6 protein-coding genes are annotated in these 8936 nt (G+C 33.6%); 2 read left to right on the top strand and 4 right to left on the bottom strand.

What is annotated here, in order from left to right; genetic code table 11:
- Together MWU65_RS17125 and MWU65_RS17120 are read left to right on the top strand one after the other, a co-directional pair.
- A partial coding sequence (locus MWU65_RS17125; RefSeq protein ID WP_247079903.1) for a hypothetical protein occupies nt 1–358 on the top strand: 358 nt, incomplete at its 5' end.
- 311 nt (nt 359–669) lie between these two features.
- The gene (locus tag MWU65_RS17120; protein ID WP_247079902.1) at nt 670–1410 is read left to right on the top strand and encodes a CpsB/CapC family capsule biosynthesis tyrosine phosphatase; all 741 of its coding nucleotides are present in this window, start codon (nt 670–672) and stop codon (nt 1408–1410) included.
- A 62-nt stretch (nt 1411–1472) separates the two neighbouring features.
- Here the strand turns inward: MWU65_RS17120 and MWU65_RS17115 are convergent, their stop codons facing one another.
- From MWU65_RS17115 to MWU65_RS17100, 4 genes are read right to left on the bottom strand one after another with little or no spacing between them, the layout of a single operon-like run.
- On the bottom strand, nt 1473–3860 hold the full coding sequence (locus MWU65_RS17115) for a tyrosine-protein kinase family protein (protein WP_247079901.1): 2388 nt from the start codon (nt 3858–3860) through the stop codon (nt 1473–1475).
- 31 nt (nt 3861–3891) lie between these two features.
- The gene (locus MWU65_RS17110) at nt 3892–4671 is read right to left on the bottom strand and encodes a polysaccharide biosynthesis/export family protein (RefSeq protein ID WP_247079900.1); all 780 of its coding nucleotides are present in this window, start codon (nt 4669–4671) and stop codon (nt 3892–3894) included.
- Between the two features lie 37 nt (nt 4672–4708).
- Nucleotides 4709–6655, bottom strand: coding sequence for a nucleoside-diphosphate sugar epimerase/dehydratase (locus tag MWU65_RS17105; RefSeq protein WP_247079899.1), 1947 nt, complete (start codon nt 6653–6655; stop codon nt 4709–4711).
- On the bottom strand, nt 6652–7779 hold the full coding sequence (locus tag MWU65_RS17100) for an aminotransferase class I/II-fold pyridoxal phosphate-dependent enzyme (RefSeq protein ID WP_247079898.1): 1128 nt from the start codon (nt 7777–7779) through the stop codon (nt 6652–6654). Before MWU65_RS17100 ends, MWU65_RS17105 begins: the two co-directional genes overlap by 4 nt.
- Nucleotides 7780–8936 lie beyond the last annotated feature (1157 nt).

The following is an 8936-nucleotide window of genomic DNA, read 5'->3' as shown; positions in this document are numbered from 1 at the left end:
AGAGAAGTTTAGCGTTGGTTTTGTCAGTCTAGATTTTTTGTTTCTTTTTCATCAATGGAAAAAGAAAGGAGAAGACCTTTTAGGTTCAATTGGTTTTCAATACACTATTTCATTCTTCAACAGCACTCGTCCCGAATGTTCGGGGACAACTAGGTACAGCGTATTTCTTAGGCATCATGTCACTTCGAGTGAATTATTTTATAGCGCTAGCGGAGAAATAATTTGTACTTCGACAGGCTCAGCAGAACTATCGAGAAGCTTTAAGGTTATTATTGTTCTCGATACAATTTTTCGTACCTCAAAATCACTCGAACTGACATTGCCTAAAAACCATCAACCTTCAACAGACAACAGTTAACCATTATAAAGTATTTAGATTTCAAAAGTTCTCGATACAAAATTCTGAAAGAAGAATTTCACTCGAACTGACATTATCCTAAAATCATAAAGCGTTTAGACGATCAACCAACAGCAATCAACCATAATAAAGCGTAAGGTTAATCAGAATACTCAAAAATGAATGCCCATTACAAAAGTTCTCGGTACAAAATCTTAAAAGAAGAATTTCACTAGAATAGCCTTTAAAATAGGATATAGTTTTATACTTTTAACGTCACAAATACTAGTAAAAATAACAGGGAATCCACAGCCCAAATCAAAATTTTATTTATGTTTTATTTTTTTAGTAAAAAGAAGTTCCTTGTAGATTATCTAGAAGGGTTTACTGACATACACAATCATATTCTCCCTGGTATAGATGATGGAGCAAAAACCACTGAAGAGTCCATTTCCATTTTAAAAGGATTTCAAGAAATTGGTATCACTAATTTTATAGCCACCCCACATATTATGGATGGGTATTACCCAAATACACCCAATAGTATTCACGAAGCTTTAGGGTCACTAAAAAATCAGTTGAAAACTGAAAATATCACCAATTTTACAATAGAAGCTGCGGCGGAACATATGGTTGATCCTTTTTTTGAATCAATTATAGACAGCAAGCAGATTATGCCTTTAAAAAAAGATTTTATTTTAATAGAGATGTCTTTTTTACAAGCATCCATTAATTTTGATGAAGCCATACAAAAACTAAAAAAAGCGAATTTATTTCCAATTTTAGCACACCCAGAACGCTATTCTTTTATACATACCAATTTTAACAAGTATGACGATTACAAAAAACAAGGAATGTATTTTCAATTAAATCTACTTTCTTTAAGCAATTATTACGGGGAAGCCGTGAAAAAAAATGCATTGAAATTACTGGATAACAAGCTGTTTGACTTTGTAGGTTCAGATGTTCATAACATAAGGCAATTAAATGCTATAAAAGAAATAAAAATACCCTTAAAAATAGCAGAAAAACTAGAGCCACTTATACACAACACCAGCTATAATTTTGGCTAAAATAAAAAATCCTCAGCTTCATAAAAATGAACAGAGGATTTTACTATTTTTACTAGCTACGTTTACTTTTTAAAGAATTGCCACCATTTTTTTTGATCAACTCCATAACCATATCCATACTTTCCTCCATAACCTAAATCCGATTCGTTCACATGGTTTACCACAAAACTAAGGTTGTTTATTTTACCTTCTTCCAATAAATTGATTGGATGTTGAATCACCTTATTTTCAGTTGCTCCTGCCCTAGTTACATATAAAATTTGACTTGCATATTTACTTATCAATAAGGTATCGGTTACTACAACCATTGGTGCTGTATCTACAATAACATAATCGTATTTTTCAGATACTTCGTTAAAAAGAATTTCCATTTTTTTATCCATTAGTATTTCTGCCGGATTAGGAGGAATCATTCCTGAGTATATAATATCTAAATTAGGAGATTCGGGAGTCGAAGGTCTAATAATTTCTTGTAAGGTTGTCCCTGACGTTAGATATTCTGTTAAACCAGCATACTTGGTTCGTACATTGTTTTTACTGTAAGATTCATCAAACAGCGTATATAATTTAGGATTCCGAATATCAGCCCCTATTAACAAAACTTTTTTATTGGTATTTGCAAATATTAAAGCAAGGTTAGAAGCCAACAAGGTTTTTCCTTCTCCGGAAACACTAGAAGTTATAAAAACAATATTATTCTTATTCTTAGTTTTAGCCTGCTGCGCCTGCAATAAATAATCAATATTGGTTCGTAATATCCGTAAAGATTCCGCCAAAACTGATCTATCATTTGACTGTACTAATTTTATTTTACTTTTTATTTTCGGAATTTCTGCTAAAACCGGAATTGTTCCTACCAGCTTTTCCAAATCAATTTTATTATGGATTTTATTATCCAATAAATCTTTCACATAAATAAACCCAAACGGAATAAAAAGACCCGCCACAATGGCCATAAAATAAATATTTCTTTTTATAGGAGACACAGGACCATTCCCCAGATTATAGGCATAATCTATGGTCTTCAACTTAGGAGTTGCAGAGGCAAAAGCAATTTGAGACTCTTCACGTCTTTGCAATAGAAAAAGATAAATTCCCTCAATACTATTCTGCTTCCGCGTAATATCCGTTAGTTTCCGCTGATTTATAGGGGATACATACAACTTGGATTTAAATTGACTTACTTGCTTGCTTAAACTGTTTACTTGCAAGCCTAATGCATTCTTTGTATTTGCCAAACTAGAGGCTACACCCTGCTTTATTCCTGACAACTCATCATTTAACCGTTTTACGGCGGGATTATTAGAGCTGGCGTTCTTTAATAAATTATCTCTGGTAATAACCAGTTCATTGTATTTATTTACCGCATCGTTGATTGAAGGATCTTGAATTACACCACTTGGGAGCACATCAAATCCGTCCTGATTTTGAACCTGATTTGTAAGGGCTTCAACAACTCCCAACCGGATTTTAGCACCTTCTAATTCTTGTTCACTTGAAGAACTCATACCATAATTAAAACTAGCTTCACTTTCTATATCAGTTACCCCTTTTGAACTTCTAAAATCTTGTTCTTCTTGGTCATACCCAGATAAGCTCGATGCTATAACTTCTATTCTATCATTGATAAAATTGGAAGTTTTGTCTGCAATAGCCTTTCTTCCAGCCGAGGCATTATTATTATAAATTTTAATTAGCTCGTTGAGAATATCTTTTGCTTTTTGCTGGTCATTGTCTGTTAAATACAAATCTAACATTCGGGACCCTTTTTCGGTGGGAGCAATACTCACTCTATCTCTATAGCCACTAGCCACAACTTCTATTGGAGATACAAGTACCTTATATCTTTTGCCTATAAAACCCTTTGAGTTTGATAATCTAGAAAGGTTTGGAGTTATAACAATATCCCCAACAACCGTTAATACCTTAGAGCCAAAAGAGTATTTTTTAACTTCCCCTTCTTCAGATTTGGAAAACCCAAAGGTTTCTTCATTTAAAAAATCGATATAAAAGGAAAAACCTGTTTTATTAACGATGGAATCGTGTTCTAAAAAGTTAATGGTAAAGGGCGGATTTTTATATACTTCCGTTTCTAAGACTCTACCTTCTGTAAAAATGCGGACATTTAGATTTAGGTTATCTACCATTTCTATAAAGTTAGACCTGGATTTAATAGACAAAATTTCATCCAATACTTCCACATCACTATCCCCAGAAAAACCACCCAAATCTTTTAAGACACTTAATTCACTTTTAGAACCTTGTTCTGATAAGATTTGTATTTTGGCGATGGCCGAATATTGAGGCGTAGTATATCGTATATTAACATACGCCAATGAAAGGGCTATTACCAAAGCTAAAACAAACCAAATCCAATTTTTAGTATAATTCTTTACAATTTCTTTAATATCAAAACTACTTTTAATACTATTCTTAGAATCTAAATCCATATATTTTCATTCAAATTTTTATCGATAGCTTTTAATTTCTTGTAATTATTACTAATGCGGTTGTTGTCAAGGACAAAAGTATAGATGCTACAGAAAACACTAAGGATCTACTATCTGCTTTCGATGCATTTACCTCAGAACCATTAGGTTCTACATAAATAACATCGTTTTGGGTAAGGTAGTACACCGGTGAATTTAAAACCTCCTTTTTAGTTAAATCTATACGGGTAGAGACTTTAGTGCCATTAAAATCGCGCATCACCAAAACATTATCTCTACGTCCTGTAATGGTAAGATCTCCTGCAAGACCAAGTACCTGCAAAATGGTGGTACGCTGCCCTTCTATCTCAAACGTGCCAGGACTATTTACCTGACCTAAGACTGTTACCACAAAACTCTTTAGGGATACATGCACATTTGGATCTTTTAAATGACCATCTCCTATTAATTTATTCCGAATGGCTTCTTTTACTTCTGTTAATGACAGTCCCTTTACCTCTAACACCCCTAATACAGGTAATACAATATTCCCATCTAAATCTACTGAATAGGTCATTTGGCCACCAATTGCCGCTTCACCTAAAGAAGCTCCAGCTACCATATTAAAAGGTGCACTAGCTATAGGATCTTCAGAGGTAATACTAATACCCATCTTATCTCCTACTTTAAATCGTGGTACAAAGGTATCTGTGTCAACCATAGTTTCAAAGGAAGAAAGGTCTTGAAAATAAGCAATATCCTTTCGGGATGCACATGAAGCCAATAAAACCCCAATTAAAGCCAGTAGTAAATAATTATTCTTAGTGTACATTGTAATGATTTTTATAAATGAGTGTAAGTATATAAAATTATGGTTGAAATATTTTGGTTGTTGCTTCAATTTTATCAACAAGTTGTGGTGGTTCTTTTTTAGCATCTAATTTACAAAGTTCAGAATTGCTCGAAATAAATTCAGGTACAATCTGTTTCATCAAACTTATGGTATTTGGCTTAAAAAACATATTGTTTACACAAAGTTCATCAATTAAAGAGCGGGTTTGTATATAATCTAATTCTCGAACTTTCCCAATCATTATTTTCTTATGATAGGTTGGCATTGTATTTTCTCCGTTTGCTAATAATTCTTCGTATAATTTTTCTCCAGGTCTAAGTCCTGTTATTTTTATATCTATTTCTTCTGGATATTTTAAACCACACAGTTTAATCATATTTTTGGCAAGATCAAATATTTTAACAGATTCTCCCATATCAAAGATAAAAATCTCTCCTCCTTGTCCCATAGCCCCTGCTTCTAAAACCAATTGAGACGCTTCAGGGATAGTCATAAAAAAGCGGGTCACATCCTTATGGGTTACCGTCAATGGTCCTCCTTTATCGATCTGCTTTTTAAATAGAGGTATTACGGACCCATTTGAGCCTAATACATTACCAAAACGTGTGGTAATAAACTTCGTTTTATGCTCTTGTTGCATACAGCTAATATACATTTCAGCAATTCGTTTTGTACCTCCCATAACATTGGTAGGGTTTACGGCCTTATCTGTGGATACAAATATAAATTTATCTACATTATACTGAATAGATAGATCTGCTAATACCTTGGTGCCTGCAACATTTATCTTAATGGCTTCATAAGAATTGTACTCCATTAGTGGTACATGTTTATAAGCCGCTGCATGAAACACCATATTGGGATTGTGCTCTTGAAAAATATGATTCAATCTATTTTTATCTCTAATATCGCCTACAATCGCCAAAAAATTATGATAACCGTTCTGTTTTAATTCTTGCTGCAGATCATATAAGGCAGATTCTGCCTGGTCTATAACAATTAAAGATTTGTAATTGTATTTACAAATTTGCCGAACCAATTCACTTCCTATAGACCCTGCACCTCCAGTTACAATAACCACCTTATCTTTTAATTCCTCGGCTATTTTTGAGTTCTCAATATTTATAGGCGCTCTATCCAATAAATCCTCTATCTGAATTTGTTTAATCTGAGAAAATTTCAATTCCCCATTAATCCAATCCTCTACCGGAGGAACTATTTTAACTTTCACCGGAAAATCAACCAATCCTTCTACAAGGCCTCGTAAGGCCGTTGGACTAATATTTTGAATAGAGAAAATTACTTCTGAAATATTATTTTCAACAATAAAATTTTCTGTCAAATCCCTTTTGTCGTAAACGCGTACTCCGTTTATACTCTTTCCTGCCTTTTTACTATTGTTGTCAATATAGCCTACTACTTTAATATTGGATTTAGAATGGTTGGTAATGGCGCTGTGTGTTATAATTCCAGACTCACCCGCTCCATATATCAATACACGTTTATGGTCCATCATACTTTTATTGACAATACTCTGATAGATAGATTTAAAGATATATCTAGATGCAGACAAGGCCAAGAAACCTATTAAACTATGAACAATAATAATTTGAAGTGGTATGGTTGTCCAACCAAAAATAGCTAATTTTTTATTTGCCAGTACTAGTAGAATCATAAGAATACTAGATAAGCAAATGGCATTAAAGATATTATAGATATCCTTTACACCCGTATGCCTAACAACACCTTTGTAAGAGCCTGTCATTAAAAAGGCCACCGTTGCCACTAGGGCTACAATGGGCAACTGAAACGGCAATTGCGCAACATCAAAATCTAGCGTTAAATTATAACGTACTAAATACGACAAAATAAATGCCAAAATCATTATAGCTACATCGATACATAAAACGAGCCATTTTGAAGCATATCTTGCTACATTATTGTTTAAGTAATTTTTTATCATAATATATGGGACTTAATTATGTGTACTACTCTTTCTAAATCTTCTTCTTCTAAATTGGATCCACTTGGCAAACACAAGCCTCTTTCAAATAGGTTTTCAGAAGTTCCATCCATATAATTTGGACAATTCTCAAAAACGGGCTGTACATGCATTGGTTTCCAAAGGGGACGAGATTCTATATTTTCCTTTTCCAAAGCCAAACGAATTGCCTCTCTACTATTAAATGACGGAGTTAAAATACAACTCAGCCATCGGTTAGAAAAACTTCCTTTGGGTTCATCCAAAAATTCAATGGATGGAATCGCATTCAAATTATCATAATAATACTGATAATTTGCTCTTCTAGCAGCTACTCTATCGTCTAAAACGAGCATCTGTCCTCTTCCTATACCTGCCAGAACATTACTCATTCTGTAGTTATAACCAACAACAGAATGTTGGTAATGTGGGGCCTCATCTCTAGCCTGAGTGGCTAAAAACACGGCTTTCTTTTTTACCTCTTCATTTTTACTCGTTAAGGCACCTCCACCAGAAGTTGTTATTATTTTGTTTCCATTAAAAGATAAGATACCAATATCTCCAAAACTTCCACATTTTATAGCATTGTATGTACTGCCTAAAGCTTCGGCACTATCTTCTACAATAGGAATATTAAATTCAGTAGCTACCTTTTGTACTTCTGTAACTTTATAAGGCATTCCGTACAAATGAACCGCTACAATAGCTTTGGGCTTTTTTCCCTTTGCTATTCTGTCTACAATGGCTTTCCTCAGTAATATGGGAGAAATATTCCATGTATCCTTTTCGCTATCTACAAAAACAGGGGTTGCACCCAAATACGCTATAGGATTGGCCGATGCAGAAAAGGTAAAGCTTTGACACAATACTTCATCCCCACTAGAGACTCCTAATAATTCTAAGGCTAAATGTATGGCACCAGTTCCTGAACTCAAAGCTGCAACATGTACATTATTATCGATATAGGTTGCAATTGCATTTTCAAAAGAAGTTACATTGGGCCCTAAAGGAGCTATCCAATTGGTGTCAAAAGCTTCTTTTACAAATTTTTGTTCATCCCCACCCATATGAGGTGATGAAAGCCATATCTTACTTTGTTCTGCCATAAAACTTAATTTCTAACTACGAAATAAACGATTATTGTTTGTATTAACTCCTCAAATTTATTGCATTTATCCTCAACAAAAGCCTTGTCTTTTATTAATTCGGTAAAGTCTTATATATATCGATTAAATACTACATTTCAGTATTTTCAACTAATTTAAGGGTAATTTAAAGATGTTGCACTCAAAATTGTATATCTGGGTAAAAATACATACTAAGTGTACTAAAATTGATATTTTTAGAAGTGCTAGCATCCCTTTTTTATGCAAATTAACATTTCTTACAACAAAGTAGGGATGGTTATCTCATCTATTTGTTCCCCTTAAACTATGCTCTGTAAATAGGACTAGGATGTCAGTTCCAGTGCTATTGAAGAATGAAATAGTGGATAGAGAACAATGACAATTCTAAAGCTATTTAATAGTCCTTTTGAGCCTGTCTAAGTACTAATTTCTCTGCATACTTAGAATGCAAAAAGTACTAGGATGTCAGTTCGAGTGTTTTTTGTGGAATAGAATGGAACAAAAAATGTATCGAGAACCAATTGAACCTAAAAGGTCTTCTCCTTTCTTTTTCCATCGATGAAAAAGAAACAAAAAATCTAGACTAACATTGTTAGTTGTTGGTTGATCGTTGATGGTTCTTAGGCCTGATAATTTTGGACATAAAATTTGATGTAACCTAAAGCGGTCAGTTCGAGTGTTTTTTGTGGAATAGAATGGAACAAAAAATGTATCGAGAACCAATTGAATCTAAAAGGTCTTCTCCTTTCTTTTTTCATTGATGAAAAAGAAACAAAAAATCTAGACTGACATTGTTCGTTATTGGTTGATCGTTGATTGTCGAAACGCTTTATGATTTTAGGATAATGTCAGTTCGAGTGAAATTCTATTTTCAGAATTTAGTATCGAGAACTTTTGAAATCTAAATGCTTCTCGATACTAATTATTTCTTCGCTAGCGCTACAAAACAATTCACTCGAAGTGACATTGAGTTTTTCTATATCGTTTTGTCCTCCAAACAATCGGAGCGAGTGCTATTGAAGAATGAAATAGTGTATCGAGAACCAATTGAACCTAAAAGGTCTTCTCCTTTCTTTTTCCATTGATGAAAAAGAAACAAAAAATCTAGACTGACAAAACCAACGCTAAACTTCTCT

This window comes from Cellulophaga sp. F20128 (genome assembly GCF_023015805.1).
GTDB lineage: Bacteria > Bacteroidota > Bacteroidia > Flavobacteriales > Flavobacteriaceae > Cellulophaga.
This window is presented reverse-complemented; position numbering and strand designations above follow the sequence as displayed.

Coding starts and splice junctions, on each gene's coding strand:
- MWU65_RS17110 (WP_247079900.1), bottom strand. CDS start 4,671: ATGTACACTAAGAATAATTATTTACTACTGGCTTTAATTGGGGTTTTA.
- MWU65_RS17100 (WP_247079898.1), bottom strand. CDS start 7,779: ATGGCAGAACAAAGTAAGATATGGCTTTCATCACCTCATATGGGTGGG.
- MWU65_RS17105 (WP_247079899.1), bottom strand. CDS start 6,655: ATGATAAAAAATTACTTAAACAATAATGTAGCAAGATATGCTTCAAAA.
- MWU65_RS17120 (WP_247079902.1), top strand. CDS start 670: ATGTTTTATTTTTTTAGTAAAAAGAAGTTCCTTGTAGATTATCTAGAA.
- MWU65_RS17115 (WP_247079901.1), bottom strand. CDS start 3,860: ATGGATTTAGATTCTAAGAATAGTATTAAAAGTAGTTTTGATATTAAA.